The sequence below is a fragment of the Faecalibacillus sp. H12 genome, assembly GCF_013361255.1.
Lineage (GTDB): Bacteria > Bacillota_I > Bacilli_A > Erysipelotrichales > Coprobacillaceae > Faecalibacillus > Faecalibacillus intestinalis.
Genome location: NZ_JABWDK010000028.1, coordinates 1 through 26,331, shown reverse-complemented (window position 1 = coordinate 26,331; position 26,331 = coordinate 1). Strand labels below are relative to the sequence as shown.

27 protein-coding genes are annotated in these 26,331 nt (G+C 28.8%); 19 read left to right on the top strand and 8 right to left on the bottom strand.

Annotated elements, in window-relative coordinates; all coding sequences use genetic code 11:
- The first annotated feature begins 190 nt into the window (after positions 1-190).
- The 3 genes from HUU89_RS12275 (at position 191) to HUU89_RS12265 (ending at position 2,102) form a co-directional block, all read left to right on the top strand.
- Entirely contained in the window at positions 191-673 is a 483-nt protein-coding gene (locus HUU89_RS12275) for an RNA polymerase sigma factor (protein ID WP_175301907.1), read from the top strand.
- Entirely contained in the window at positions 663-1,295 is a 633-nt protein-coding gene (locus HUU89_RS12270) for a hypothetical protein (protein WP_032091209.1), read from the top strand. The genes HUU89_RS12275 and HUU89_RS12270 overlap by 11 nt, the downstream gene beginning before the upstream one ends.
- Before the next feature lie 102 nt (positions 1,296-1,397).
- Positions 1,398-2,102 (top strand): hypothetical protein, encoded by a 705-nt coding sequence (locus HUU89_RS12265; protein WP_175301906.1) that lies wholly within the window; start codon positions 1,398-1,400, stop codon positions 2,100-2,102.
- A gap of 2 nt (positions 2,103-2,104) precedes the next feature.
- Here the strand turns inward: HUU89_RS12265 and HUU89_RS14780 are convergent, their stop codons facing one another.
- Together HUU89_RS14780 and HUU89_RS14775 are read right to left on the bottom strand one after the other, a co-directional pair.
- Positions 2,105-2,581, bottom strand: a complete 477-nt coding sequence (locus HUU89_RS14780) for an ion transporter (RefSeq protein ID WP_317992345.1) — start codon at positions 2,579-2,581, stop codon at positions 2,105-2,107.
- Positions 2,582-2,626: 45 nt separating this feature from the next.
- Complete coding sequence (locus HUU89_RS14775; protein WP_217498486.1) at positions 2,627-2,821, bottom strand: hypothetical protein; 195 nt, start codon at positions 2,819-2,821, stop codon at positions 2,627-2,629.
- 109 nt (positions 2,822-2,930) lie between these two features.
- Between HUU89_RS14775 and HUU89_RS12255 the strand changes: the two genes are divergently transcribed.
- From HUU89_RS12255 to HUU89_RS12245, 3 genes are read left to right on the top strand one after another with little or no spacing between them, the layout of a single operon-like run.
- Positions 2,931-3,749, top strand: a complete 819-nt coding sequence (locus tag HUU89_RS12255; RefSeq protein WP_175301905.1) for a Cof-type HAD-IIB family hydrolase — start codon at positions 2,931-2,933, stop codon at positions 3,747-3,749.
- A gap of 57 nt (positions 3,750-3,806) precedes the next feature.
- Positions 3,807-5,225 (top strand): SWIM zinc finger domain-containing protein, encoded by a 1,419-nt coding sequence (locus HUU89_RS12250; RefSeq protein WP_175301904.1) that lies wholly within the window; start codon positions 3,807-3,809, stop codon positions 5,223-5,225.
- On the top strand, positions 5,215-8,421 hold the full coding sequence (locus tag HUU89_RS12245; RefSeq protein ID WP_411897126.1) for an SNF2-related protein: 3,207 nt from the start codon (positions 5,215-5,217) through the stop codon (positions 8,419-8,421). The genes HUU89_RS12250 and HUU89_RS12245 overlap by 11 nt, the downstream gene beginning before the upstream one ends.
- A 19-nt stretch (positions 8,422-8,440) precedes the next feature.
- Here HUU89_RS12245 and HUU89_RS12240 read toward each other — a convergent pair whose 3' ends face one another.
- Complete coding sequence (locus HUU89_RS12240) at positions 8,441-9,067, bottom strand: DUF5052 family protein (protein ID WP_032091214.1); 627 nt, start codon at positions 9,065-9,067, stop codon at positions 8,441-8,443.
- A gap of 105 nt (positions 9,068-9,172) precedes the next feature.
- Here HUU89_RS12240 and HUU89_RS12235 point away from each other — a divergent pair, with 105 nt between their 5' ends.
- From HUU89_RS12235 to HUU89_RS12200, 8 genes are all read left to right on the top strand, one after another.
- Positions 9,173-10,045 (top strand): LysR family transcriptional regulator, encoded by an 873-nt coding sequence (locus HUU89_RS12235; RefSeq protein ID WP_254697775.1) that lies wholly within the window; start codon positions 9,173-9,175, stop codon positions 10,043-10,045.
- 233 nt (positions 10,046-10,278) lie between these two features.
- The gene (locus HUU89_RS12230) at positions 10,279-10,470 is read left to right on the top strand and encodes an NAD(P)H-dependent oxidoreductase (protein WP_032091216.1); all 192 of its coding nucleotides are present in this window, start codon (positions 10,279-10,281) and stop codon (positions 10,468-10,470) included.
- Positions 10,463-10,975: a flavodoxin gene (locus HUU89_RS12225; RefSeq protein WP_175301901.1), complete on the top strand. Its 513-nt coding sequence runs from the start codon at positions 10,463-10,465 to the stop codon at positions 10,973-10,975. The genes HUU89_RS12230 and HUU89_RS12225 overlap by 8 nt, the downstream gene beginning before the upstream one ends.
- Before the next feature lies 1 nt (position 10,976).
- On the top strand, positions 10,977-11,723 hold the full coding sequence (locus HUU89_RS12220; protein WP_175301900.1) for a carboxymuconolactone decarboxylase family protein: 747 nt from the start codon (positions 10,977-10,979) through the stop codon (positions 11,721-11,723).
- Positions 11,723-12,559, top strand: coding sequence for an SDR family oxidoreductase (locus HUU89_RS12215; protein ID WP_175301899.1), 837 nt, complete (start codon positions 11,723-11,725; stop codon positions 12,557-12,559). The genes HUU89_RS12220 and HUU89_RS12215 overlap by 1 nt, the downstream gene beginning before the upstream one ends.
- 1 nt (position 12,560) lies before the next feature.
- A complete protein-coding gene (locus HUU89_RS12210) occupies positions 12,561-13,742 on the top strand; it encodes an iron-containing alcohol dehydrogenase (protein ID WP_175301898.1) in 1,182 nt (393 codons plus the stop codon).
- A 52-nt stretch (positions 13,743-13,794) separates the two neighbouring features.
- Positions 13,795-14,055 carry a hypothetical protein gene (locus HUU89_RS12205; protein WP_175301897.1) on the top strand — a complete coding sequence of 87 codons (261 nt, stop codon included), beginning with the start codon at positions 13,795-13,797 and terminating at the stop codon, positions 14,053-14,055.
- Positions 14,056-14,106: 51 nt separating this feature from the next.
- Positions 14,107-15,132, top strand: a complete 1,026-nt coding sequence (locus HUU89_RS12200; protein ID WP_175301896.1) for a MerR family transcriptional regulator — start codon at positions 14,107-14,109, stop codon at positions 15,130-15,132.
- On the opposite strand, the gene HUU89_RS12195 is transcribed toward HUU89_RS12200, so the two are convergent.
- Complete coding sequence (locus tag HUU89_RS12195) at positions 15,129-15,821, bottom strand: alpha/beta fold hydrolase (protein WP_217498484.1); 693 nt, start codon at positions 15,819-15,821, stop codon at positions 15,129-15,131. The genes HUU89_RS12200 and HUU89_RS12195 overlap by 4 nt on opposite strands.
- 2 nt (positions 15,822-15,823) lie before the next feature.
- The gene (locus HUU89_RS12190; protein ID WP_119362539.1) at positions 15,824-16,267 is read right to left on the bottom strand and encodes a MerR family transcriptional regulator; all 444 of its coding nucleotides are present in this window, start codon (positions 16,265-16,267) and stop codon (positions 15,824-15,826) included.
- A gap of 111 nt (positions 16,268-16,378) precedes the next feature.
- Here HUU89_RS12190 and HUU89_RS12185 point away from each other — a divergent pair, with 111 nt between their 5' ends.
- Both HUU89_RS12185 and HUU89_RS12180 read left to right on the top strand, forming a co-directional pair.
- On the top strand, positions 16,379-17,473 hold the full coding sequence (locus tag HUU89_RS12185; protein ID WP_175301895.1) for an MBL fold metallo-hydrolase: 1,095 nt from the start codon (positions 16,379-16,381) through the stop codon (positions 17,471-17,473).
- An 86-nt stretch (positions 17,474-17,559) separates the two neighbouring features.
- Entirely contained in the window at positions 17,560-19,026 is a 1,467-nt protein-coding gene (locus HUU89_RS12180) for a glycoside hydrolase family 1 protein (protein ID WP_106987358.1), read from the top strand.
- Positions 19,027-19,065: 39 nt separating this feature from the next.
- On the opposite strand, the gene HUU89_RS12175 is transcribed toward HUU89_RS12180, so the two are convergent.
- Entirely contained in the window at positions 19,066-20,424 is a 1,359-nt protein-coding gene (locus HUU89_RS12175) for an MATE family efflux transporter (RefSeq protein WP_175301894.1), read from the bottom strand.
- A gap of 9 nt (positions 20,425-20,433) precedes the next feature.
- Positions 20,434-21,003 carry a histidine phosphatase family protein gene (locus HUU89_RS12170; protein WP_175301893.1) on the bottom strand — a complete coding sequence of 190 codons (570 nt, stop codon included), beginning with the start codon at positions 21,001-21,003 and terminating at the stop codon, positions 20,434-20,436.
- A 226-nt stretch (positions 21,004-21,229) separates the two neighbouring features.
- Here HUU89_RS12170 and HUU89_RS12165 point away from each other — a divergent pair, with 226 nt between their 5' ends.
- The 3 genes from HUU89_RS12165 (at position 21,230) to HUU89_RS12155 (ending at position 24,489) form a co-directional block, all read left to right on the top strand.
- The gene (locus HUU89_RS12165; RefSeq protein WP_227359322.1) at positions 21,230-22,771 is read left to right on the top strand and encodes a prolyl oligopeptidase family serine peptidase; all 1,542 of its coding nucleotides are present in this window, start codon (positions 21,230-21,232) and stop codon (positions 22,769-22,771) included.
- 232 nt (positions 22,772-23,003) lie between these two features.
- The gene (locus tag HUU89_RS12160) at positions 23,004-23,762 is read left to right on the top strand and encodes a hypothetical protein (protein WP_175301892.1); all 759 of its coding nucleotides are present in this window, start codon (positions 23,004-23,006) and stop codon (positions 23,760-23,762) included.
- A gap of 22 nt (positions 23,763-23,784) precedes the next feature.
- Positions 23,785-24,489 (top strand): hypothetical protein, encoded by a 705-nt coding sequence (locus tag HUU89_RS12155; RefSeq protein ID WP_143712318.1) that lies wholly within the window; start codon positions 23,785-23,787, stop codon positions 24,487-24,489.
- Between the two features lie 29 nt (positions 24,490-24,518).
- On the opposite strand, the gene HUU89_RS12150 is transcribed toward HUU89_RS12155, so the two are convergent.
- On the bottom strand, positions 24,519-26,156 hold the full coding sequence (locus HUU89_RS12150; protein ID WP_175301891.1) for an aryl-sulfate sulfotransferase: 1,638 nt from the start codon (positions 26,154-26,156) through the stop codon (positions 24,519-24,521).
- Between the last annotated feature and the right edge of the window lie 175 nt (positions 26,157-26,331).

Sequence of the window (26,331 nt, the reverse complement as noted above, 5' to 3'; positions counted from 1 at the left end):
AAAAGAAACAACAGCCAGAATTCTAGCTGTTGTTTTTCAATGACAATTATTAGAAATCCATCCCCCTAAAGTAGACCCCCAAAGTTGGGACCCCTAAATTATTTGAATAGCCTAGAAATACATAGACTTTTTGTTACCTTTTTTCTATATAAAACGTATTATAAGTGAAAGAGCTCTTGAGGAGGATGTTATGAAATTAGATACAGAACAAGTGATTGCAACATATAAAGATCGTATTTTTGCGATAGGCTTATCCATTTTAAAGAATCCTGATGATGCTGAGGATGTTGTTCAAGAAACTTTTCTTAGATATCATACATATAAAAAAGATTTTGAATCTAAAGAACATATTCAATCTTGGTTATATAAAGTAGCTATTAATAAAGCAAAAGATATTCAAAGAAAGTTTTGGCGAAGAAAACAAGTATCGTTAGAAGACTATATGGCTACTATTTCTTTTGATACCCCACAGGATGAAGAATTATTTCAAACAGTGATGGCTTTGCCGTCAAAGTATAGTATTGTGATTCACTTATATTATTATGAAGATTATTCAATTAAAGAAATTGCTCAACAATTAAAATTAAATGAAGGAAATGTCAAAGTAAGACTTTCTAGAGCAAGACAATTATTAAAAAAACAACTCAAGGAGAACTGGAACGATGAAGAATAAAGAAGCGTATAAACAAGCGTTTAAACATGTTCATTATCAAAAAGAAGTTAACTTAAATCAAAAAAGAATACCTAAATCCCTTATTACTTTTGTCACTTCATTTATTATATTACTTTCCACATTTACCGTAGCTTATGCTTTCGATATAGGGGGTATACAAAGTAAGATAGAGGTATGGTTTCATGGAGAAAAAAGAATGATTCAATATGAAGAAGTGGAAGATCATGTTTATCATTTCTATACGACAGATGAGGATGGTAACGTCATTGATATGGGAACACACTCAGGATCAAAAGGAACACTTACGGGAATAGAACCAATGAGTGGTGATGAACTTGCAGAAAGTATGAATGATAATAGTGAAATTGTTTATGATGAAAAAGAAGATAAATGTTTATTCTATTATCAAGATAAAGCGATTGATATAACAAAGATGTTTGATAAAGAAAAGGAATGTTATTTAGTAATCAATAATGGTGAAAAAGATATTTATTTTGTTATTAGTTATGAAGATAAAATAGATGACGATTGCACTATATCACAGTATAGTGATGAAAATGCGACAGTTACACAAGGTGTAAAGGTCAAAGATATTAAAGATCGATTTGTAAGAATTAAATAAAAATGGAGGATTTTGAAGTGAACCGAAAAAGTTGGACAAACTTAGGAGGGTCACTTCATTTTCCTCCATTTTTTGATACAATAAATTAAAGGAGATGATCTTATGGAATTACTATTTGTTTTTGCTATGATTCTTATTGTTCTTTATTACTTTTATCAAAAAAGGCCTAAAACACATTTTCCAACAATCTTGTATCAAGATCATAAAAAACATGTACTTAACTATAAAAAAATAAATCCCAATAATAAACAGCCACAGGATTTACAATATACAACCTATTTACTTTCATTAATAAATGAACTACCTCAAGATGAATTTATTCTTATTTATGCATGTTTAAAAAAATGGGAAAAACAAGAAGAAATTGCTTTAGAAGAAAAAGAGGGGGAACTTAATATTCATTTTCATAAAGCTTATACAAATAATCTTGTTGAAGATCAATTATTTCAAATGCTTTATTGTTTAGAAATAGATCATATAGTAGAAAATGAAATAATTAGAAAATGGGTGGAAGTAGATTTTGATAAAATACTTGAATGGAAAAATGCTTATCTAAAAGATATGCAAAACAAACTCAAACAAGAACATAAATTTGTAGATGGAAGATATAGTTTAGAAATCTACCAAGATTTAGAAAAAGTATTAGGTTATAAAAAATATTTGGATGCTTATAAGGAAATAGAAACAGAAGAAGAAAAGATCTATGCAATGTTATTTGGATTAAAGGAATGTCCTTATCATATGTATACTTTCTTTATTATGAAAAACGATGATGATAAGCCAATGATAAATAGCTCATTAAAATAGAATCAAATTTTATCTGATTCTATTTCTTTCATATAACCTGCCGTAATAATACCAGCTGGTAAAGCGACAATCGCAATTCCCATAAAGGAAGAAACCATTGTAATTATTCTTCCCAAAGTTGTTATAGGATAAATATCGCCATAACCAACGGTTGTAAGAGAAATCGTTGCCCAATAGATGGCATCAAAGAAAGTATTAAAGCTATCTGGTTCAACATTAAAAATAATAAGGGCACAAACAAAAATATAACCAATAGCTAAATAAAGAACAGCAATCAAAGCCTTCTTTGAGTTTTTTCCAACCTGAAGAATGATTTGAATATTTTTTGAATAACGAAAGCTTTTAAAGATTCTTAATACACGAAAGGTACGAATAAGACGAATTGTTTTAAGGGCTTTAAATCCTTTATTTATCATATTGATTGAAGGAAGTATTGATAATAAATCAATAATTGCCATAAATGAAAATGGATATTTTATGTAAGAAATAAAGCGAGGATCATCATATTTTAAATCAGCTGTAGCCTATCTTAATAAATAATCAATAATAAAAATTATAACTGTAATTAAATCAAGTGTTGTAAATAACTTTGTTTCTTGTTTAAAAGCAAGAGGAATAATACTCATAAATATTGTAAACATCATCACAAGATCATAAATATGACTTGTTGTGTCATCTTCTTTAGATACTTCTATAATTTCATAAATACGTTTTTTCATAACATCATCCTTATTAAACATACCATAGAAAGTATTTATTTCATATCATGAAAGTTACGAAAATATTAATTCCTTTTTGATAAGATAAAAGTAAGAAAAGAGGGATACTATGTATAAAATTGTAGCATGTGATTTAGATGAAACATTGTTAAGTGATGATCGTACGATTTCTAAAGAGAATATTGAAGCCATTCAAAAAGCAAAAGAGTTAGGTGTGAAGTTTGTTCCAGCAACCGGAAGAGGGTTTAATACCGTTGATGGAACTTTAAAAGATTTAGGATTGTATGATTTAGAAAATGAATATGTGATTTCTTATAATGGTGGAGCCATTACTGAAAATAAAGGAAGTAAGTTACTTCATTTCGAAGGAATTTCTTTTGAAAAAGCGAGAGAACTTTACAAAAGAGGTTTAGATTATGATGTTTGTATCCATGTTTATACAAAAGATATGGTCTATGCTTATAAGTATGTCCAAGAAGAAAAAGATTATTTGGCAGGAAGAATGGAAGTTACAGAAATTTTTGATGATAATATTGATTTTTTAAAGGGTCAAGAAATTGTAAAAGTCTTATATATGAATACAGATTACCAATATTTAAAAGGAATTGAAAATGATTTAAAAGAGATAACAAGTGATTTGGATGTAAGTTATTCATCGAATCGTTATATTGAATTTAATCATCAAGGAGTTAATAAAGGACAAGGTTTAAAGAAACTTGCAGAGTTATTACATGTAGATATTAAAGATACAATTGCAATAGGTGATAATTTTAATGATTTATCAATGATCAAAGTAGCAGGCCTTGGGGTAGGTGTCCAAAATACAGTTGAAGAAATGAAAAAAGAATGTGATATTATTACCAAGGCAACAAATAATCAAGGAGCGATTGCAGAAGTTATCAATAAACATATTTTAGGCACAAATTAAGTTTTGTGCTTTTTTTCTTTCTTGGTATAATGAAGTGAATATGAAAAGAGGAAGCCTATGAAATCATTTTTTACAGAGACAATATTAAAAAGAGGAAAAACATATTTTGAACAAAATAGAGTTTTTTCTGTAAATCAATATGATAACCAAACCTATACAGGAATTATTTTAGGAAATGAAGCTTATCATACTAAAATCACTTTAGATGAACATTATGATGTCATGTCAGCTACGTGTGATTGTCCTTATGCTAAAGAAGGAAATCATTGTAAACATGAAGCGGCACTTTATTTTGCGATTGAAGATCGACTTCCTAAAGATGAACAACAATATATTGATATCAATGCTTTATTAAAAGATGTTCGTAGAAGAACACATAGTAGTTTTATGTTAAAACGTGAATTCAATCAAGAATTTAAAAAATATTTAAAACGTATTATTCAATTAAATGAACAAGGAAGTTTTCATATTACCAATTATCAACAAGTCATTGATGAATTTTTAAATTCTAATTATCCTAACGATTATCGTCATGAAATACTTCGAATCATGTTTCAAGGTTATAGTAAGTTACTTACAAGTGAACATAATAAAGAACTTACAACGCGCTGGTTAAAAGAAAATATGAAATATCAAAGATATGAAAATGCATTTAGCTATATTATGATGATTATCTATAAATTAGATGTCAATGATCAAATAGATATTATTAGAGAAATGCTTTTAACGAAAAGAAAAGTTTCTTTACTAAATACATACTTTAAAATTATCAATGATCATCATTTAGATATGAAAAAATATTTAGATGATATTCAAATTTATAATAACAATGAAGATTATATCACAGAAATGATACATTATTATGTTGATCACCAACAAGTAGGACTTGCTCGTCTTTACTATAAAAAACATGAACAAAATATTAGAAAAAAAGAAACCAAGGCAAAACTTGATTCATTGCTTGATCCTGAACATGAAGATGCCTACTTGAATTATATTTATTCTAAATTAGGTTATTATAATTCATCGCATATTCCTGTTTATTACGTAGATTTAAAACAATTTTATGGAATTAAGTTTGAAGATTATTTACTAGATTTTATGGATGCAATTAAACCTATCTATGATGATTATGATTTAGCTTTAATGTTTAAACAAAGTCAAGATGTTAAATATTTGATCTATGTTTTACTTCAAAGACCAAATATGACACTTTTTGAACAAACAAAAGAAATCATTAAAGAATATAGTTTAGAAATGTATTTAATGGTTTATGTTGAATGTTTAAAAAATTATATTAAAAAAGGAAATTCAAATTATTATTTTAAAAATTATGTTTATGAGTTATTTCTTGATTTAGATAAAATATCAAAAATAGAGTTTGTCGATATGATCAAAAAAGAATATCCAAGAAAAAAGAAAATACATGAAATGTTAGATGAATGTTTAGAAGAAGGTGATGAAATTGAAATTTAATATAAATTTAAATGTGGTAAAAAGTAAAAATAACTTAGAGATTGCCAGAAGATATCATCACTATGATAATGTAGAAAGTATGTATATTACTTTAAAAGATGATCTTTATCATATTGATGCTGTCGTTTCAGTTTTTAATCACATACAAAAATGTTCATTAGAAATTAAAGATAATAAAGTCGTTTCTTATAAATGTGCGTGTCCATTTAATGATCAAGATTCTATGTGTGGTCATTTAGGGGCAGTTATTATGAAACTTAATGAATTAGAAATCAATGATTTTCCTTTTGAGTATCAAAGTGAAAAATTAGAAAAAATGAAAGAGATTGAAAAAGAAAATCAAAGACAAAGAAGAAAAGCTCAACTTAGACAACTGGCACATACATCCTCACGTCTCATTGACCTTAATAAAAATCATTATCAAACAGAATTACAACTATCTATTAATAATGAAAAATATGATTTAACACCTTTTATTTATCTTCAAGATGATGAGATAAATGTTGACTATAGAGTTGGAAATGAAAAGAAGTATGTAGTCAAAAATATTACAGAATTTATTGATCGAATCAATCATCAAGAAAATTATAAATATGGAAAATCTTTAGAATTTGTACACAGTGAAAAGAATTTTACAGAAAATGCCTTAAAACAAATAGATTTCATGAAAAAAGCAATCTCCTTTAGAAGTCAAGATATAGAAGACTATAACTATTACTATGAACCCATTAAAAGAAACATCCCTATTGATAAACGTTTACTTGATGAACTTTATGAAATCAATAAAGAGAATCTTTCTTTTGGTGAAGTAGAACCAGAGCTACGTTTATATATTAATAAAGAAGAAGATTTTTATGTCATTAGAGTAAGTATCAATCAAGAAATGTTTATTGGAAATAAACATGGTTATCGCTATGAAATGAATAATGGAAAGTTTTATATGGAACGTATCGTTCTTGATGAAGAGGGGAATATTGCCCGTTTTTTAGAAAGTATTATTGAAAATGAAGGACAACTGATTGTTTTAGAGGAACAATATCATGATTTCTATAAGTACGTCTTATTACCAATTCTTTCTTATTTTGAAGTCTTTGATCAAAGCCAAGAAGAAATACCAACTTATGATGAAATTAAAATCTATGGAGATATTGATGATGATCAAATGATTTATTTTCAACCAGTCTATGTGGATGAAAATCAAAATAGAGTGTATGGATTTAATGATCAATTGATGACAACTTATCAACAAGATTTGGTAGAAAAATATATTGAACGTTATGCTTCATCTATCGATACAAAAAAACATCGTGCCTATTTTGATACAAATAGTCAAACAACCTATGAATTTATTTTTGAAGGTTTAGATTATTTAAAACAATATGGGGATGTTTATGTATCAGAAGCTTTAAAAAGAGTAGGAAAGAAGATATCTTATAATTTACATGTAGGTGTCCGTATTGAAAATGATCTTTTAAAATTTGATATTTCTTCGCATGAAATACCAAAGAAAGAACTACAAGCGGTTTTAAATCAATACCGTCGAAAAAAGAAATTTTATCGTTTGAAAAATGGGGAATTGCTTTATTTAGATTCACCTGATTTAGAAGAATTAAGTCAATTTATGGATGATTATCATATTGACGTCAAAGACATTGATGATGGTGAATTCTCGATGAATAAACAAAGAATGCTTGCTATTGATGAAGAAAATGATTTTGAATATGTTGAACTAGATAGAGAAGAATCTTTTGTAGAGACATTGGATCGTTTTAAATCAGCAACTCAAAAAGAATATCCTATCGCTAAAGAATATAATACTATTTTAAGAGATTATCAAAAAGAAGGTTATGTGTGGCTTCATACTTTAAAAGATTATGGATTTAATGGGATTTTGGCAGATGATATGGGGTTAGGGAAAACTTTACAAATCATTACGTTATTAGATTCATTAGAAACGCCTCGACCAAGTTTGGTAGTTTGTCCTTCTTCACTTATTTATAACTGGGAAGATGAAGTCCATAAATTTTCTAATAAATTACCAGTTACATGTATTACAGGAAATATACAAACAAGAAGTGAATTAATTAAAGAAATTAAACAAGGATTATATGTAACTTCTTATGATTATATGCGTAGAGATTTTGAACTTTATCAAGAAATTGAATTTGAATATGTTATCTTAGATGAAGCACAATATATCAAAAACCAAAAAACTAAAAATGCCCAATCAGTTAAAACCTTAAAAACAAGACATAAATTAGCTTTAACGGGAACACCAATTGAAAATAGTTTAGCAGAATTATGGTCAATCTTTGATTTCTTGATGCCACAATATTTATTTAATTATCATTATTTCCAAAAACAATATGAAAATGACATCGTTAAAAACAATGATGAAGAAAAAACAAAACAGCTTAAAAAATTAGTTACACCATTTATTTTAAGAAGAAATAAAAAAGAAGTTTTAACAGAATTGCCAGATAAAATTGAACAAAATATTATTCTTCCATTCAATGATGAAGAAGAAAAACTTTATGTAGCTAATCTTGCTGAAGCAAATAAAGAATTACAAGAACTTTACGATTTAGAAGGTTCTGATAAGATGCAAATCTTAAAGCTACTTACAAGATTAAGACAGCTTTGCTTAGAACCACGTCTTGTATATGATGATATTGATCAACCTTCTTCTAAATTAAAAGCTTGTATGGAACTTATTAAAACAATGCAAGAAAATAAGCAAAAAGTTTTGTTATTTTCATCCTTTACTTCCGTTTTAGATTTAATTGCAGAGGAATGTCAAAAAGCAGGAATTACATATTATATGCTTACTGGAAGTACCAATAAAGAAGATAGAAGAGAACTTGTTTCAAGATTCCAAAAAGATGATACAACAGTATTCTTGATTTCCCTTAAAGCAGGAGGAACAGGTTTGAACTTAACCTCTGCCGAAGCCGTTATTCATTTTGATCCATGGTGGAATGTTTCTGCTCAAAATCAAGCGACAGACCGTGCTTATCGTATAGGACAAAAGAATAATGTTCAAGTCTTTAATCTTGTGATGAAAGATAGTGTTGAAGAAAAGATCATTGAATTACAAAAACGCAAAAAGGAATTAGCTGACATGTTTGTTGAAAACAATAGTGGTGGTTTATCACAAATGTCCAAAGAAGATATTTTAAGTTTATTCACAGTGTAAAAGACGGGCTCCCCGTCTTTTAATTTAGTAATGATGTATCAATAATTTGATAATTTGCGCGATGAATATAAAGAGCTTTACCATCAATCATTAATTTTGTCATCTTCGGTAATTTTTTAGGAACAGTCCAATAAACCTTATCCCCTGAATAAGCCGTAATTGGTTGCCCTAATTGAGATTTAATCACAACCACTCTTGATTTACCAAACTTATTTTTATACTTATTGATAATATTCGCAATATATGTATTATTTGAAAGTTTTCCATTATCATTACTTTCAATATCTTCTTGGGTAAAATCAACATTAGGTTCTAAACCTTTTTGTGTAAAGATACAAGTATCTCCACAAGATTCAATTTCTTGCCCATCAATAGTAATGGTAATAACAGAAGATAATTCATAACCTGTAATAATACTTCCATCACTATCGTAAGAAGTTGTTTCTACGGGATTTCCTTGAATATTGATTTTATCTCCAGTTGTTGTCATGACTCTTTTTCCATAGTTATCGAAAGTATCAATAGTATAGCCATTTCCTACAAGATTTCCTTTAATATCATTGATTTCTGATTCAAACATCGCACATCCTGTTAAATTTAATGCCATGACACCAACAACTAATAAACTTAATATTTTCTTTTTCATTTTTTCACTCCCTCTATTTATACAAATTATAACAAATTTTGATACAAAGAATGAATAAAATAAGGTAAAATAAAAAAAGAGGTGAAGATCATGCTACTAAAGCAAATGAAATATTTTATCACTATTGTGGATTGTCATAGCTTTACAGAAGCGGCAGAACAATGCTTTATTTCACAATCAGCAATTTCTCAACAAATCAAAGCTTTAGAAAAAGAATTAGGAATTCGTTTATTTGAAAGAAATAAAAGACAATTTTCATTGACACCAGCTGGAGAATACTTTTATCGTCATGGAAAAGTAATTTTAGATGAAATTGAAGATTTTAAAGAAGAAACGATTCGTCGAGGAGAAGATCAAGAATTGAATCTAACAATTGGTTATCCTAAAAACTTTAGTACCAGTGAACTTCATCAAGCCATTGTTGAATTTAATCGTATTTATCCAGAAGTTAATATTTCGGTGGTAAGTGGTACGCATGAAGAATTATTCGAACTTTTAGTCCAACATCATATTGATGTTAAAATCAGCGAACAAAGAAGAACATTTAATGAAGATTATTACAATTATGAATTAAAACATAGCGAATGTTTTGTAGAAATATCTTCAATGAATCCACTATCTCAAAAAGACGTTCTTACAACGGATGATTTAAAAAATATGTCTTGTATTCTTGTTGTTTCTAAAGATAAAGAAGATTCAGAAAGAGAGTTCTATGAAAAATCACTCAATCTTTCAAGACGTTTTTTATATGCGAATTCATTAGAACAAGCACGTTTAATGGTGGCGAGTCAAAGAGGATATTTACCAATTGATCAAATAGGTCATTTACCAAAAACAATGGAAGGTATTGAAAGAATTACCTTGCATTATAAAGGAAAACCAATTCAAAGAAATTATTTTGCTTGTTGGTCTAAAGAAAATACGAATTATTATATTGAAGAATTTGTGAAGATGTATAAAGATCTTTTAAATAAGTAAAACTTATGAAGATGATTAGGAATTGAAATTGTTTCAATTCCTAATTTTTTTTATTATATAGGTGGAAAAAGAAGAAAACACTACTACACAAGTTCTTATATTAATGCAAGAAAAAATGGAAATACCGCACGTCTAGCAAATGCTTTTATAAAAGGCATAGAAGAAAATAGGTATACCACAGAAAAGGTCTACGTCAACTATCAAAATATTAAACCTTGTTTAGGATGTAATGTATGTCAAAAAAACAAAACAATTTGTACAAAAAGATGATAGAAGCAAACATCATTGTCTTTGCTTTACTTGTGTATTTTTACACATTTAATGGTTTAATGAAGTTATTAATTGATCGTATATTCGCAATTGAAAAAACAGATGTAATAGAAAAAGCATATCACATGACAAAGGAGATAAAAATCAATGAGTAAAAGTTTAATTGTTTATTTTTCACATAATAAAGAAAATTATTTCTCGGGAAATATTGTTAATTTAGAGAAAGGAAATGTACAAGTCATTGCTGAAACATTATCAACAATGATTGATGCAGATGTTTATCAAATTAAAGAAGTGGATGCATATCCCTTTGATTATCATGAATGTACATCACGTGCAAGTGAAGAACTTAAAAATAATGCCCGTCCACAAATATTAGATCCATTAGAAAGTATTGATGAATACGATACGATTTATTTAGGTTATCCAAACTGGTGGTCAACAATGCCAACGATTGTTATGACATTCTTAGAAAGCTATGACTTTACAAATAAACATATCTATCCTATTTGTTCACATGAAGGAAGCGGTATGGGTAGAAGTGAAAGTAATCTTAAAAAACTTTGTCCAAACAGTATCGTTCATAAAGGATTAAATATTCATGGAAGTCATGTAGATGGATGTAGACAACAATTAGAAAGATGGTTAGGAGGAAAATAAAATGACAGATAACGCTAAAAATTACCATGAAAAAATGTTTCCAGGATATGTTTCAGATTTTTTAAGAACAGATCCTGAATTTATTGAAGTTTTTGATAACTTTGCTTTTGATGAAGTGGTTAATCAAGATGATTTAGATGATAAAACAAGATTTATTTCAATTCTTGCAGTTTTACTAGGATGTCAAGGGATTGATGAATTCAAAGGAATGTTGAAAGCAGCTTATAATTTTGGAGTTACTCCTGTAGAAATGAAAGAAATTGTTTATCAAGCGGTAGCTTATTTAGGAATTGGAAGAGTTTTTCCTTTCTTGAAAGCAGTGAATAGTTTTATTGAAGATACTTTAGGTTTAAAACTTCCTTTAGAAAATCAAAATGATCCTAATCCAAATCGTTTAGAAAAAGGAGAACAAGCTCAAGTAGCTATCTTTGGTGAAGGCATGAAAGGATATGCGACAAGTGGTGATCCTAAAACAGTGCATATTCGTAAATGGTTAACTGATAACTGTTTTGGTGATTACTATACAAGAGGTGGTTTAGATTATAAACAAAGAGAAATGATTACTTTTTGTTTTCTATATGCACAAGGTGGATGTGAACCACAAGCGATTGCCCATGCAAAAGCTAATATTCGTTTAGGAAATGATCAAGATTTCTTAATTAAAGTTGTTTCTCAAAATATTCCTTTTGTGGGATATCCAAGAAGTTTAAATGCAATTGATTGTATAGAAAAGGCAAGTAAAGAATAATGAAAGAAGTTATGATTGTTGTTGGTGCTGGTCAAATTAGTATGGCTATTGCTAGAAGAATGGGTGCTAGTAAGAAAATTATTCTAGGTGATAAAAATATTGAAAACGCTAAAAATATTCAAAAGACAATGGTGGATGCAGGATTTGATGTTGAAGTTATAGAAATGGATTTATCAAGTAGACAAGATATTTTAAAAATGATTGATATGGCTAAAAATTATGGACTCATTAAAATGCTTGTCAATGGCGCTGGGGTTTCACCTTCACAAGCACCAATTGAAGCGATTTTAAAAGTAGATCTTTATGGAACTGCTGTTTTATTGGAAGAAGTAGGAAAAGTTATTGAAGAAGGTGGCGTTGGTGTAACAATTTCAAGTCAATCAGGTTGGCGTATGGAGCAACTTACAGCTTTAGAAGATGAACAACTTGCATGTACACCAACTGAAGAATTATTAGACCTGGAAATCTTACAACCAGAAAATATTAAAGATACATTGCATGCTTATCAATTAGCAAAACGATGTAATGAAAAACGTGTGATGGCTGAATCTGTTAAATGGGGACAACGTGGTGCAAGAATCAACGCTATTGCCCCAGGTATTATTGTAACACCGCTTGCCATTGATGAATTTAATGGACCAAGGGGAGATTTCTATAAAAATATGTTCGCAAAATGTCCAGCTGGTAGACCAGGAACTGCAGATGAAGTTGCAAATGTTGCTGAATTATTAATGAGTGATAAAGGTGCATTTATTACAGGGGCAACATTTTTAATGGATGGTGGAGCAACATCTTCTTATTACTATGGGTCTTTAAAACCAGAAGGAGGAAAATAAAATGAACGATTTTCAATTTCAAAACACAACAAAAGTTTATTTTGGTAAAGACCAATTAGGTCATTTACATGAAGAAGTATTAAAATATGGTAAAAGTGTACTTGTTGTTTATGGAGGAGGTTCTATTAAAAAAATAGGACTTTATGATAAAGTCATGAAAGAATTAAAAGAAAATAATATTGAAGTTTATGAACTTGCAGGTGTTGAACCAAATCCAAGATATACAACTGTCAATAAAGGTGCAAAAATCTGTAAAGAAAACAATATTACAGCTGTTTTAGGAATTGGGGGAGGATCTACTATTGATGCTTCTAAAGCTATTGCGGCTTTAACACTTGTAGATACAGATAATATTTGGGATTTAGTAGAAAAGAAAGTAGCATGGAATAATGCCTTACCCGTACTAGCAATGCCTACAATTGCTTCAACAGGAAGTGAAATGGATAAATCGTGTGTAATTGCTAATGTAGAAAAAGGTGTTAAAAGTGGAATCAATGGAGATATCTTAAGACCTAAAGCAGCTTTCTTAGATCCTACTAATACATTTAGTGTTTCACCTAAACAAACAGCTTGTGGTGGATTTGATATTATGGCTCACTTATTTGATATGAACTATTTTGTTAATAGCGATAAATACCCATTACAATTCAATGTTGTAGAAACATTATTAAGAACAGTTCGCCAACAATTACCAATTGCTGTTGAAGAACCAGAAAACTATTCAGCGAGAGCAACAATGTTATGGGCTGCTTCATGGGCATTAAATAGTTTTTGTACATCAGGTTATAAAACACAAGCGCAACTCCATGCTCTTGAACAATTCTCATCAACTTATGATATGACTCATGGTTTAGCTCTTGCAATAATTACTCCTAAATGGATGACTTATTTATTAAATAAAGATGAAACCGTAGTGGATGATTTTTCAAGATTTGCTTTAAATGTTATGGGCGTTAAAGATAATGGAAATACTTTAGAAAATGCAAAAGCAGGTATTGTTGCTTTACAAAGCTTTATTAAAGATGAACTTCATTTACCTACATCATTAAGTGAAGTAGGAATTAATGATGAAAAATTTGATGAGTTGAAAGTAAAAGCTTGCTATGGTCAAGATGCATTACCTAGAGCTTATCGATCATTAAGTCAAAAAGATTGTTTGAATATTTATAAAATGTGTTTATAAAGGAAGATTCGTTCTTCCTTTTTGTTTATAATAAAGTAAAGGAGAGATGACTATGAATAATGTTGTTAATTTTAAAATGATTCTAGAAATCAATCAGTTACTTAAAGAAAATAATATAGAATATTCAATTCATGGTGTAGGTGGATGTACATGTTGTGGTTTAGAACTTAGACAAGAAGGTAAAAGCTATCCTACAGATAAGATTTTAGAAGTTATTAATGGTTATTTAAAAAATCATTGGATTTATGTTCAAGAAAATAAATATCAACCGGGATTTCTTACAATTCATTCAAAATTTGATAAAAAGCCTTGACTATAAAGCCACTCTATAGTGTTAGATAAAGTTAAGGAAGGGGTGTTATTTATGAAAACACACGAATTAGAAAAGGAATTAGGGATTTCAAAGCATACAATCTTCTATTATGAAAAAGAAGGGATCGTTACACCACAAAGAGATGAAAATGGTTATCGTAGTTATAGCCAAGATGATTTACAAAAACTCATCATGGTAAAGTTCTTACGTAATTTAAATATTTCGATTGATGATGTAAAAGCAATCTTAAACAATGAACTTGATTTTAAAGAATGTTTAGAAATCAATCAGATTCATTTAGAAAAACAAATTAAAAGCTTAGAAGAAGTTCAAGAAAATATAGAAATGTATGTAAGAAAAGATCTACCAATGTTACCAGCTTTACAACAAATCCAAAGAGAAGTGAAGAATTATAAATTAGGTTATCAAAAAACAACAGATATTGTATCTCTTGGAAGAAGACTTACAAAGAAACTTGCATTAAGAAAATTCTTATATAAATTTATTCCTACATTTTTAATTGTTTTATTCTTTAGTGCTGTAAATGAGCAAGATGTTTTAACAAGAGTACTTTCAGTATTAGTGATTTCATTTGTATTTACAAATGGTTTGATTGCAGCTGATTTCCAGTTTTCACAATTATGGTTAAGATTACCACTTGATCAAACAAGAAATCAATCAGTAGAGTTTTTAAATGATCGTATTCGTTATTATCAATTTAAAGGTTATATAGATAATGTAAAATATTTTTATTCTGTTTTATTTGGAAAAGAAGCTAAGTTTATGAATGAATATAAATATGAAGATATTCAAAGTGTAGAACTTCTTTTAAAACATCGTTATGAAAGTTATGGAACACCGATTGCGAGAGATTGGTATGTTCTTGATTATCGTTTTGAATTTAAAGATGGAAATCACTTCTACTTCTATTGGCCGATTACATTGGATGATGATGCACGTTTTATTGGAATGATTTTAGATGAAAAGGTAGAAAATGTGATTGATAAAGATCATGTCATTGAAGCTTTAAAAAATGGTATTCATTTAAATGACTATATGAAAAAGACTGAAGATTAATTCAGTCTTTTTTTAATAAATTGATCTATTGCTTTAATTGTTTGATTTTGTTGGCTTTTACGAGAAATAGTAGCTTTGGCATCTCCTTTTTGATGCCCGTAGTTTCCAAAGTTAGCATGGTTACCACCTTGAATAACAACAATATTCTTTTTATAGTCTATTTTCTTTTTTACGCTGGTATTTAAAGAGCCATAGATGGTAAGTGTATCTTGAGCGGAAACATCGCCATAAATATACGAACCTAAAAGAATCAAACCATCAACTTTATCTTTATTTTTAGAAACATAAGAAGAAGCCATGGCACCACCCATAGAATGTCCACAAAGATACCAATGTTTTATATTTGAATATTTATCAATAATTTTATTAGCAGCATTTTTATTAAAAATAGCCATCTTAAAAGGCATATTAACTAAATAACAGTTATAACCTTTCTTTTCTAGTTGTTCAAGTAAAGGAAGATAAGCTGTATTTTCTACTTTAGCTCCAGGATAGAAAATAATACCTACATCACTTGTCTTTTGAGGAGTTAAAGTAATAAGATTAGAATTTACTTGTTTTACTTCTTGATGGTTTAAGATTTCCAAAGCATCACCTTGTGCGTGATAATAATCATTGACGTAAAAACCAAAACCACCAACACAAAGAATGAGAATAATTGATAAGGTAATTAGTATTTTCTTTTTCACTTCTAACAATCCTCATGACTATGTTTATAGTATTGTTGGATTTGTGGTGGAAATTGATTAAATGAAAGAGCTTGAACATAAGCTTCATCATTTTTTTCAATCGCTTGATCATAATACCAACATTTATAATTGAGCATAGAAAGGACTTTTTGAAGTTTTTCCATTTCTTGTAAAACTTCTTCCTTTTGTTTTTCAAAGATTTCTTTTCTTTGTTTTAACGTGGTATTTCCTAAAGAACATAAAGACATATATTCTTTTATTTCTTTAATTTCTAAGCCTGATTTTTTTAAACAATCAATAACACGTAAAGTTTCAATTTCGCTTTCGCTAAATTGTCTTACACCATTCACTCTTTTTAAATGAGGAAATAATCCTTCTTTATCATAATAACGAAGAGTTGAAATAGGTAATTGAAACATTTTTGAAATTTCACCAATAGAATACATATGATTTCCTCCTTGATACTTGACCTAAAGTTAAGTTTAGGTGTTATGATAAATGTAACATAAAATTCATGAATATTCAAATCTATGATAGAAGGAAGTGAATAAATAGAAATGATAAAAAAGATATTAAAAATTGTAGGTATTGTGATAGTAAGTATCGCTATTGTGGCTGTGTTATTTATTGAATTTTGGCCAGGCTTAGGTGGAAGTGTGACAGATGAAGATCAAAAAGAATATAAAGCGAGAAATTCATTATATAAAAAAGGAATATTTCATGGAAATCCTGAAATTCAATTAATGACAGGACAAAAGAGTGAATATAAAAATGAAGAAAAAGTTTCTAAGGGTGAAATACCTGTTTATAAGTTGAAGAAAATAGAAAAAGCGAAGAAAGATGAACTTAAGTGGATTTGGTTTGGACATTCAAGTTCATTGCTTCAAATAGAAGGAAAGAATGTCTTAATGGATCCTGTTTTTTTAAACTATAGTTCGCCAGTTCCTTTTATTGGACCAAAGCGTTTTTCTAAGTTACCGATAGATATAGAAAATATGCCAAGTATTGATGTTCTTGCCATCTCACATGATCACTATGATCATTTAGATTATCAAACAATTAAACAAATAGATGAAAAAGTCAAAGAATATTGCGTTCCTCTAGGTGTAGAAAAACATCTTCTTCGTTGGGGAGTCAATGAAAAGAAAATACACGTTATGAATTGGTGGGATGAAGTAAAAGTTGATGGACTAACGATTATTTCAACACCAGGTAGGCATTTTACTGGACGTGTTCCTTGGAGAAACAATACGACATTGTGGAGTGGCTATGTCTTTAAAAATGATAAATATACAACTTATTTTACAGGGGATACCGGTTATGGAAATCATTTCGAAGAAGTTTATGAAAAATTTGGTGCTATTGATTTATTAATGATTGAAGATGGACAATATGATCGAGCATGGTCCAATATTCATATGTTACCCAAAGATGGCATTCAAGCAATGAAAGATCTTCATGCAAAGTGGACAGTTTCTGTTCATTGGGGTGCCTTTTGTATTTGTAATCATGCTTGGGATGATCCAATTAAACAAATTACAACAAGATCACAAAAGGAAAACTTAAATGTGGCGACACCAAAGATTGGAGAAATTGTCGATTATAGTCATATAGAAACTTATCAAGAACATTGGTGGGAAAATGTTGAATAGTTTTTTCAGATTATGAAAGAAATTTTAATAATTTTCCTTTATAATGTTTATAGAAAAAATCAGATGGAAATAAGGAGGTAATGAAAATGGGATTTCCTAAAGGATTTTTATGGGGTGGAGCAGTAGCTGCCAACCAATGTGAAGGTGCATATTTAGAAGATGGTAAAGGATTATCTGTACCAGATATGTTATTAGGTGGAGATGTCAATACACCAAGAACATTCTTACCAAAAACAGATCCAGAAGCTTTTTATCCTAGCCATGAAGCAGTAGACTTCTATCATCATTATAAAGAAGATATCGCTTTATTTGCTGAAATGGGATGGAAAGTATTCAGATTATCAATTAACTGGGGGCGTATTTTCCCAAATGGTGATGATGAAGAACCAAATGAAGCAGGATTAGCTTTTTATGACAAAGTATTTGATGAATGTCATAAACATGGAATGGAACCATTAGTTACTTTATGTCACTATGAAATTCCATGGAACATTGTAACAAAATATAACGGATTCTCAGATCGTAGAGTCATTGATATGTTCGTTAAATACGCTACAACTTGTATGAAACGTTATAAAGACAAAGTTAAATATTGGTTAACATTCAACGAAATTAATATTGCATGCATGGGTGAAGGTGGAATTGGTAACCTTTATGGACTTGGATTAATGGATCCAGAAGATGTTAATGCAGATCATAGAATACCATTAAATGAATTAAAATCAAATGAACAAATTATGTTTGAAGCATTACACAATGAATTTGTAGCAAGTGCAAGAACAGTTATTGAAGGTCATAAGATCAATCCAGATTTCATGATTGGTAACATGATTGCACATACAACATTATATCCACTAACACCAAATCCAAAAGATATCTTAGCAGCATTTGATGAAGATAACTTCAAAAACAATTTCTGTGGAGATGTACAAGTACGTGGAGAATATCCATCATTTATCTTCAGATATTTTAAAGAACATAATATTGATACTTCTTATATTACAGAAGAAGATAAAAAAATCATTAAAGAAGGTACAGTTGACTTCTATACATTCTCATATTACATGTCAAACTGTGTAACAGTAGATGAAAATGCAGAAACAACAGCAGGTAATATGTCAAAAGGTGCTAAAAACCCATACTTAAAAGCATCTGATTGGGGATGGCAAATTGATCCTGATGGTTTAAGATATACATTAAACTTATTACATGATCGTTATCCACATACTCCATTAATGATTGTTGAAAATGGTTTTGGAGCATTTGATACAGTAGAAGAAGATGGATCAATTCATGATGATTATCGTATTGATTACTTCAAAGGACATATTCATGCAATGAAAGAATCTATTGAAGATGGTGTACCATTAATTGGATATACAACATGGGGACCAATTGATTTAGTATCAGCTGGAACAGGACAATATGCTAAACGTTATGGATTCATTTATGTAGATAGACATGATGATGGAACTGGAGATTTCTCTAGAAGCAAAAAAGATTCATTCTATTGGTATAAAAAAGTTTGTGAATCTAATGGTGAAGAAATTTAATATAATAAAAGGACGATGCTTTGGCACCGTCCAATTTTTTTAATTATTTTTAATATAAGGATTATGATAGAAAGAATAAACAAGTTGAACTGTCATTACACACCAGATAACTGGTTCACAGAAGATAACAGCCATATATTGAAAACGTGGAATTAAGAAGATAACAAAGATAATCTTTCCAAAGAATTCAATCACACTTGAAATTAAAGGAAGAAGTTTTTGACCAATTCCTTGAAGTGCATAACGTGTTTGCATCAATATTCCAAGCACGGCATAGAAAGGACCAACAATTGTAAGATAAAGAGTCCCGTTATGTAAAACAACTTCTTTACTTGAACCTGATATTAATTTCACTAAAGAAGAACCAAATAATAAGATAATACAAGTTACAATAGCTGCACCAATAATGTCATAGATATAAGCATAACGAAGTGCTTTTTTAATTCTATTTTTTTGATTAGCCCCTTTATTTTGAGAAACAAAAGTTGAAATAGCAAGAGCCATTGCTGTAAAAGGCATATTAAAGAACATATAAAGCTTTCTTGCAGCTGTATGTCCAGCAATAATTAAATAACCTAAATTATTAATACCATATTGTAAGATGACAGAACCAGCAGAAACAATACAATTCATAAATCCCATTGAGAACCCTTGTCCTAATAATTCTTTATAAAGATCTTTATCAACTTCAAAATGTTCTTTTTTAGGCAGTAACAAAGGTGTCTTTTTAAACATATAAATGATACACAAAATAACGGAAGTTCCTTGAGAAATAACAGTTGCGACTGCAGCTCCCTGAACTCCCATATTTAATTGAGTAATAAAAACTAAATCTAAAATAATATTTAAAACAGATGAAACAACCAAGAAAACAAGAGGCATAACACTATTACCGATGGCTCTCATTAATCCAGCACATAAGTTATAAGCAAACATAACAATAATAAATAAAACAATAAAGAAAATATAACTATAAGCTTCATCAATAATGTTTGCAGGCGTATTTAATAAATGAAGAAGTGGTTGTAAGAAAATTAAACCAATAAGTGTTAGTCCAATTGAAACAACAATACCAATGACTAAAGAACTAGCAACCGATTTCTTCAATAATTTTTCATTTTTAGAGCCAAAACTTCTTGCAGTAACAATAGCAAGACCATTTCCAATACCTAAGGCAAAACCTACAAGCAAGTCATAAATAGAGGTACATGATCCAATGGCTGCTAAAGAAGCATCTCCTAAAAAGTTTCCAACAATCATGGTATCAACGGTGTTATAAAGTTGTTGGAAGATATTTGATATAAATAGTGGTAATGCAAAAATGATCAATGATTTAAAGATAGGTCCATGAATCAAATCAACATTTGCATTAAATGATTTACGTTTTATCGAATCCATATTCTTCTCCTATTCTGTAATATTTCGATTAAAAATTTCTACAAGTGTAAAGATTCCATCCTCATATTCATATTTTTGAATACAACAATTATAAAATCTTTCGGTTTTCTTTACTTTTGCATGTTCTTCCCATGCACGATAGAACTGAGCACATGCTGCTCCATGAGAAACTGCTAAAACTACTTGATGATCATCCTTGCTCATGATTTCGGTTAATGTTTTATTCATACGTTCTCTAAGCTCAAGTTCACCTTCACCACCGAATTGTTTAAAGAAATCCCCATAAGGTAGTTTAGGATTTAAACATTCATCTTTTCCTTCAAAAGCACCAAAATTCCATTCTTTTAAACCTTTTAATCTTGTATAAGGCATATCTGTAATGATTTCTAAAGTATCCGATGCTCTTTCAGAAGTAGAAGCATAAGCGTGATCAAGAGTAATATTTGTAAAGTATTCTTTTGCCATTTGTGCTTGTTTAATTCCTAAAGGTGTAAGAGGTGCATCACACCAACCTTGTATTTTATGTTGTAGATTGAACAAAGTCTGTCCATGTCTCATTAAATAGAGTGTTTTTTTCATGATAAATCTCCCCCCAAAAGTTTACTTTAATCGATAATATTATAAAAGTACAATACATAAATAGCAATCTGCTATAACTAAAAATAGGATTTAAAAAGTACCATAAAAAAATACCAAATATAAAATATTAATATGTAGTAAAAAAACAAGAAACAATAGATATAATATTGTGATCGCTTACAATAAGCGGAGGTGATAGTATGAAAGTGCGAAAGGGAGGAAAAGAATGATGAAAATAATGAAAAAAGCATTTGCGATGTTTGTTGCTGTATTTACATTACTAGCAACATTATGTATGGTTCCAGTTTCAGCTGCTGGAACAGTTGTTGCTCAACTTTATGGACGTATCGAAGATAATGGGCAAGCAATTTATAAAATGGTATTAGATTATGGAAATGTTAAAGTATCAGGAGTAGATAAAGATACATATACTGTACATGCAAAAACAAGTACAGAAGGGAAAAGACCAGCTGATGAAACAGCATATGGAGATAAAGATCAAGATAGAACTATTGTTCGTGTAGAAGAAAAAGGAACAAAAGTTGAAATTTATTTTGATGAAAATGATGGAGCTGCTGGAACATTATCATATTTAGCTACTGGTGCTAGAAATATTCCTGTAGATATTGAATACACAGTTACTCAAAATACTCCAGTTAAAGTAAGTGCAATGGATGGAACAGATTTAGGAGAAGACACTTTTGTTTATTCATGTACTAACACAGTTGAAGATGAAGAAACTGCTAAATTTACATCTGTAAAAGTAGACAATGGTATTAATTACCAATACTATGATGCAGGTGATGCAGATTCATTAATCGTTTGGTTCCATGGGAATGGTGAAGGAGATTATAAAGGTTCTCAAAATAACGTTGCTCAATTATTAGCTAACAGAGGAACAGTTGCATGGGCTACAGATGAAGCTCAAGAAATTTTTGGTAAAGCACATGTTATGTCTTTCCAAGCACCAGATACATGGTACTATGCACAAAAAGATGGTTTATTAGAAAAAGCATACAATGAAATTCAAGAAGTTATTTCTAAAAAAGGAATCGATCCTAAAAAAGTATATGTTTCAGGATGTTCTGCAGGTGGATATATGACAACACGTATGTTAATCAAATATCCAAACTTATTTAAAGCTGCAATGATCAACTGTCCAGCTTTAGATGTTGCTACTAAACGTGGTGGAGAAACACCAACTGATGAAGAATTAGCATCATTAAAAAATTCTCCAACAGCTATTTGGTTAGTTCAAGGTGCAACAGATGGAACAGTTAATACAGAAGATTGTTCAAAACGTTTATTCAAAGCATTAACTGATGGACAAGAACTTGTAGAATCAAGACATGAACAAGCATTAGATTCTGATTTCACTACAACTGAAACAAAAGATGGTAAATATAAAATTTCTTTATATGATACAACTGAAGCAGGTAAATTACAATTTGGTGAAGATTTTGATCAAGATGATGTAAAAACTCTTGTAGAATTCAGTAATCACTGGTCATGGATTTATACATTAAATAATAATCCAGAATCTGCTGATGGAACAAGTATTTGGAAATGGGCTGCAAATTACAATGTAACTGATACATCTACAAAAACAGATGATAAAACAGATAATACACAAAAACCATCACAACCAACAACTGATAAAACTACTAACAGTGTTAAAACAGGTGATAACACAGTGATGAGTTCATATGCTATTATGATGTTACTTGCAGCAGGTGCTTATACTGCTATTAAAAAAACAGCTGAATAATATTAAAATAAAAAAAGCATAAAGAAGTTCAGTTTTCTAAAAAAAATTGAACTTTTTCTTTATATTTTTTAATAACCCAATTAATCGCAAGTTTCTTTTTTATAAAAAAGTGAGTATAATTTTATATAAAATATTTCTAATGTTACATTCGATGTAATACGTGACAAATAAGTTGTTTGGATTGTTTTTTATGATATATTAAATATGTATGATTATATAAGGAGATCTATCTATGAGTAAAACAAATTTGAAAATAGAATATATTTTAAAAGCATCTAATAATATAGAATTTGATAATATTGATACATATATATCTAGAAAAATATTTGAACACTATAATAAAATACCAACCTATACATTAGAAAACATTTTAACAATTTTAAATATATCAAAACTTAAATTTAAAACATATCTTAATCAACTGGGATATAAAAATTATACAGCGTTTAAAGATGAGGTTATTTTTGAAAGAATAGTAAGACTAAAACAAATCAGAGATAGATATGAAAGTTTTGAAAAAAATAAAATTATTCAAATTATGAGTCAATTAAGACATCATCTAATTAATATGGATGAAATAGATAAAATTTGTAAACAAATAAATGAACATGAAAGATTTATAGCTTATGGGTCACCAACACTTTTAAATTTATTGTTTGATTTTCAAGTAGATATGAAAATATTTGATAAAACGGTTTTGTTAAGTTCAGTAAATAATGGAAAAATTTTAGTACCAAAAAATAATGATCTTATTGGTCTCTTTACAGCAACAGGAAGATTATTAGGCTGTTGTGATGCAAAATTTCAAGAAGTTGTTTTAGATACAAAGAATACAAAGATACTTTTTAGTAAATCTCAAATAAATAGTGAATATATTGATTTCAGCTTTTCTATGGATACGGATAATGATTATTATGAAATGCATTATGTTTTTTTATTTCTATTTGATTTAATTAAAACGAGATACTATGAATTATATATAAAGGAATGAAAATATGATTATAGGAAAAATAATGATGATACAAAATAGTAGTTCAAAAGAGAGTGTGGAATATTTAATTAGTAAAAAAATAATGGAATTAAAAGGTAATATTAAGGATTATACATTAAATAGATTTATAGAAGAAGTGGGAGTGTCTAAGACTTCGATGGTCAGATATTTAAAAAATATTAATATTAATAAGTTTTCTTATTTTAAAAATGTTATGTACGAAGAATATATGCATGCGGAAGTAGATATGAAAAAGATGAAAAAGGTTATTAAAAATAATTTTCCTCACATACAAACACAAATTTTTAAAAAAATCATGGTATGTAAAAGAATTGTTATATTAGGCGATGGAAATAGGTTTGCATTGTTACTATGTCAAAAAGCGTTGACATATTTAGGATATCCTTGTGAGATACCGGTTTATCTTGGAAGTGAAGAAGAAATTATTGATCAGTTTCACTTGAAAGAAGATGATTTGGTTATTATTGTAAGTTTACATGAAACATATGATGATTTTTGTACAAATAGATCTGTTTTTTATCAAAATGCTAACTATTTAGATGTGAAAATAAAACCTAAAATTGGGTTTATAGGAGTTGCTCCTAAAGATAATCATCTTTATTTTAACTACAATATAAATCAAGAAAGCTTTGATAAAAGTATGAATGAGTTACAAGTATTCTTTTTAAATCTTGTACAATATATTCTTTATAAAAATGGAATATAAAAGGCGTAGCACAAACTACACCTTTTTAATTATTGAAACCAATAATCTAGATAATCATATTTAAAGACGCGATAAACAAATTTACCACCAGTTGTTTTAAACGTTCTTAATAAAGTTCCATCCTGACTGTATTCGCTCCAAGACATTGCGATACCACTATCGATAATTACATTTCCATCTAATTCTTGAACACTACTTACATATCCTGAATAAGCAACAGGAATACTACTTACAAGTTCAACAGTACGATTATTTTCATCTACTAAATATTTATAGTAATAAGATGTTCCTTTTTTTAAGTTATAGTAAGTATTTGAATAATTTGAATCACTTTTCCAATCATAATCAGGACGTGTTGTACTTACCGCAAGGTTATTATTATAAAGATAGAGATAATATTGACCTTGAGGTAGGGAGTTATCATCTACATAAGTGACACAATGTTGACCAGCTTGCATTGAAAAATCGCTTGTTTTAGTTAAGAGTAAGGAATCATATCCACTATCTTGCCAAAAGTTATCAGAACCAATCATGTAATCAATTGTTGGATTTGAATAGATATTATCTAATTTAATAATTGTGGATGTTTCTCTTGAACTAATAATTAAACTTGTTTTATCAACAAGAGCCAGTGAATTGATATGCATCCAATCAAGATCTTCTGCACCATCAGGTAATGAAGTTGTTGAATAATAATCAGGTAATAAATCAATAAGATCTACAAGTTCTGTTATGTTACCAGAATCTTTTTCAATCATGATAATTTTATCTTCACTTGTTTTTGCTTCTTTTTCACTTGCAAGAACAAGAATATTATTGTTGCTATCAAAGATGTAATCATGATGTAATTTATAATTACCGGTATCATAAATTTTAGAAACATAACCAGTTTGTTCCATACCAACTATTTTTGTACTAGAAATACTAAAGTACATGGTGTTGTTTTCAAAAAGAATACGGTGACTTCTATAAGAAACGATAGGAATTTCACTACGAATGATGCCGTAATTATCATAAAGTCTCATATAAGCTTGTTCTTCACTATCTTCAGTAACATCGTTCCCAAGAACAGTATAAAGACCGTTAGATAAGGATGATGTATTTGAATCATCGCATTCTACTGTAAGATATTGATCACCGCCTTGTAATGAAGGGGCATTATATGACCATGATAAGGTATCAACAACTTTACCTTGTTTATTTGTTAGAGTAACTATAATCGTATTTGTTTGATTAGGAATTGCTCCAATTAAGAGATATTCATGTTCTGTTGTATAACCGCTTAATGTATTAGTATTCAAAGTTTGTGGAAAATCAGCGTAATTATCACAACGAATTGTGTAACTTGCTTGTAATTCTTCTGTGGTTTTAAAATACATATAAACAGCTGTTGTATTTGTTCCATATGGATTCCTTATTAATAAAGGGTGTTGAAAAGTATAATTATTTAATTTCTTTTGTTTATTAATTTGATTATGTATAAGAGTTTGATATTTTTCACTATAAATAGTAGAAAGGGATGTACTTTTATTTTTTAATTTTAAGTAATTTATTGAATTATTATCATTACTTGAAGCTTCTATTTCTGTAGAGTTAGAAAACGTGAGATAGAGTGGAGCTATAGAAATAGATAATATTAGTAAAATTAATTTTTTTAATTTATGCATAATCTTTACCTCCGCATCCATTATGTATGTGAATTATGTAAAAAATGTTGCATTTATTTAAACAATTATAAAAAAGTAATGATTATAGAAGAAAAAATGGCTTATATAAATAATAATTTAAAAAAAATAAAAAAAGGACAAGAAAAAGCTTTACAAAAGGGAGAGAGGATGGTAA

Bases quoted from the DNA above. Each gene is read 5' to 3' on its own strand.
- HUU89_RS12275 (WP_175301907.1), top strand. From the start codon at position 191: ATGAAATTAGATACAGAACAAGTGATTGCAACATATAAAGATCGTATT.
- HUU89_RS12270 (WP_032091209.1), top strand. From the start codon at position 663: ATGAAGAATAAAGAAGCGTATAAACAAGCGTTTAAACATGTTCATTAT.
- HUU89_RS12265 (WP_175301906.1), top strand. From the start codon at position 1,398: ATGGAATTACTATTTGTTTTTGCTATGATTCTTATTGTTCTTTATTAC.
- HUU89_RS14775 (WP_217498486.1), bottom strand. From the start codon at position 2,821: ATGAAAAAACGTATTTATGAAATTATAGAAGTATCTAAAGAAGATGAC.
- HUU89_RS12255 (WP_175301905.1), top strand. From the start codon at position 2,931: ATGTATAAAATTGTAGCATGTGATTTAGATGAAACATTGTTAAGTGAT.
- HUU89_RS12250 (WP_175301904.1), top strand. From the start codon at position 3,807: ATGAAATCATTTTTTACAGAGACAATATTAAAAAGAGGAAAAACATAT.
- HUU89_RS12240 (WP_032091214.1), bottom strand. From the start codon at position 9,067: ATGAAAAAGAAAATATTAAGTTTATTAGTTGTTGGTGTCATGGCATTA.
- HUU89_RS12235 (WP_254697775.1), top strand. From the start codon at position 9,173: ATGAAATATTTTATCACTATTGTGGATTGTCATAGCTTTACAGAAGCG.
- HUU89_RS12230 (WP_032091216.1), top strand. From the start codon at position 10,279: ATGTCAAAAAAACAAAACAATTTGTACAAAAAGATGATAGAAGCAAAC.
- HUU89_RS12225 (WP_175301901.1), top strand. From the start codon at position 10,463: ATGAGTAAAAGTTTAATTGTTTATTTTTCACATAATAAAGAAAATTAT.
- HUU89_RS12220 (WP_175301900.1), top strand. From the start codon at position 10,977: ATGACAGATAACGCTAAAAATTACCATGAAAAAATGTTTCCAGGATAT.
- HUU89_RS12215 (WP_175301899.1), top strand. From the start codon at position 11,723: ATGAAAGAAGTTATGATTGTTGTTGGTGCTGGTCAAATTAGTATGGCT.
- HUU89_RS12210 (WP_175301898.1), top strand. From the start codon at position 12,561: ATGAACGATTTTCAATTTCAAAACACAACAAAAGTTTATTTTGGTAAA.
- HUU89_RS12205 (WP_175301897.1), top strand. From the start codon at position 13,795: ATGAATAATGTTGTTAATTTTAAAATGATTCTAGAAATCAATCAGTTA.
- HUU89_RS12200 (WP_175301896.1), top strand. From the start codon at position 14,107: ATGAAAACACACGAATTAGAAAAGGAATTAGGGATTTCAAAGCATACA.
- HUU89_RS12190 (WP_119362539.1), bottom strand. From the start codon at position 16,267: ATGTATTCTATTGGTGAAATTTCAAAAATGTTTCAATTACCTATTTCA.
- HUU89_RS12185 (WP_175301895.1), top strand. From the start codon at position 16,379: ATGATAAAAAAGATATTAAAAATTGTAGGTATTGTGATAGTAAGTATC.
- HUU89_RS12180 (WP_106987358.1), top strand. From the start codon at position 17,560: ATGGGATTTCCTAAAGGATTTTTATGGGGTGGAGCAGTAGCTGCCAAC.
- HUU89_RS12175 (WP_175301894.1), bottom strand. From the start codon at position 20,424: ATGGATTCGATAAAACGTAAATCATTTAATGCAAATGTTGATTTGATT.
- HUU89_RS12170 (WP_175301893.1), bottom strand. From the start codon at position 21,003: ATGAAAAAAACACTCTATTTAATGAGACATGGACAGACTTTGTTCAAT.
- HUU89_RS12165 (WP_227359322.1), top strand. From the start codon at position 21,230: ATGATGAAAATAATGAAAAAAGCATTTGCGATGTTTGTTGCTGTATTT.
- HUU89_RS12160 (WP_175301892.1), top strand. From the start codon at position 23,004: ATGAGTAAAACAAATTTGAAAATAGAATATATTTTAAAAGCATCTAAT.
- HUU89_RS12155 (WP_143712318.1), top strand. From the start codon at position 23,785: ATGATGATACAAAATAGTAGTTCAAAAGAGAGTGTGGAATATTTAATT.
- HUU89_RS12150 (WP_175301891.1), bottom strand. From the start codon at position 26,156: ATGCATAAATTAAAAAAATTAATTTTACTAATATTATCTATTTCTATA.